The organism is Dietzia maris, from assembly GCF_014144855.1.
Lineage (GTDB): Bacteria > Actinomycetota > Actinomycetes > Mycobacteriales > Mycobacteriaceae > Dietzia > Dietzia kunjamensis.
This window is the reverse complement of sequence record NZ_JAALDN010000019.1, coordinates 1-1,280: the sequence shown is the minus strand read 5'-3', so window position 1 is coordinate 1,280 and position 1,280 is coordinate 1. Positions and strand designations below refer to the sequence as shown.

The following is a 1,280-nucleotide window of genomic DNA, read 5'->3' as shown; positions in this document are numbered from 1 at the left end:
GCGGATGCTCCTATGGATGTCAAGCGGCTTTGGCGAGGTCGGCGGTGGTCGGTGCTTTGGTGGCGGGGTCGCGAGCCTGTAGGTCGTTGATCAGGGCATGGTAGATCTCGCGCGCGATGTGGCGTTTGAGGCAGCGCATGATGTCTTTCTTGGACAGGCCTTGCGCGGTTCGTCGGTCAACGTATGAGCGGGTGCGTTCGTCCCATCGCATGCGGCTCAGTGCGATGGTATGCAGGGCGTGGTTCGCGGCCCGGTCGCCACCGCGGTTGAGTCGGTGTCGGTCTCGTCGTCCTGAAGAGGCAGGGATCGGGGCCACGCCGCACAGGTGCGCGAACGCCGCTTCGGAGCGCAGCCTGTCTGGGTTGTCGCCCGCGGTGGCCAGAAGCTGCCCGGCGACGTCAGGTCCCACGCCCATGCGGTTCATCAGGGTCGGAGCCGTCTGCGCGGTCAGGGCTTTTAGCTCGACGTCGAGGTCGGCGATCTCCTCACTCAGTGCCAGGATCCGGCGGCTCAGAATGCGTAGTGCCGCCTTGGTCGCGCCGAGGGGACTAGCGAGGTCGCTGGGACGGAACCGGGCGCAGACTGCGGCCAGCTCGCGGGCGGGCAGGCCACGCAACTGGGCTCGCAATTCCTCCGGAGCGGTGATCACCAGCTGCCTGGCCTGGTTGATCGCTTGGGTGCGGGCCTTGACCGCGGAGCGCCGAGGCACACGCAAGGCCCGGACGGCCTCCACGATCCCGTCGCGGGTCTTCGGCACGCCAGTGGCACGCCCGGAGGCGACCGCGGTAGCAGCGGCATAGGCGTCTATCGGGTCGGACTTGCCCTTCATCCGCCGGGTCTTGCGGTCGGGTCGGTCGACTTCGACCACCGGTAGTCCGGCCCGGGCCAGCACCCGAGACAGCTCGGCGCCGTAGGCTCCGGTGCCCTCGACCCCAACGGCCTGCACGGTGCCGTGGCCGCCGAGCCATGAAAGTAGCTGCCGGTACCCGGAACCCGTGGCCGGGAACTCTCGGTCGGCCAGATGCCGCCCGAGGGAGTCGATCACCGCCGCGTGATGGGTCTGGCCATGCGTATCCACTCCGGCGATGACATGCACGTGCTGATCGGACATCATGGTCACTGCTGCCTTTCTCGTTGATCCCGGTGGGGCAGCACGCGCCGGCCAGGCGGGCGGACAAGACAGTGGCGGGGCTTCTGAACCAAGCTCCTATGAGGTCACAAACGCCCGTCCGGTCGCGTGCGTAGCGATCCCCCGAGCGGGCCGACAAATCCGCTTCTAG

General features: G+C 68.0%; 1 protein-coding gene. It reads right to left on the bottom strand.

The genetic code is table 11. From position 1 onward, the window contains the following. Positions 1-19 precede the first annotated feature (19 nt). Positions 20-1,111, bottom strand: a complete 1,092-nt coding sequence (locus G6024_RS00615; RefSeq protein WP_187699930.1) for an IS110 family RNA-guided transposase — start codon at positions 1,109-1,111, stop codon at positions 20-22. Positions 1,112-1,280: the final 169 nt, after the last annotated feature.

Coding starts and splice junctions, on each gene's coding strand:
- G6024_RS00615 (WP_187699930.1), bottom strand. CDS start 1,111: ATGTCCGATCAGCACGTGCATGTCATCGCCGGAGTGGATACGCATGGC.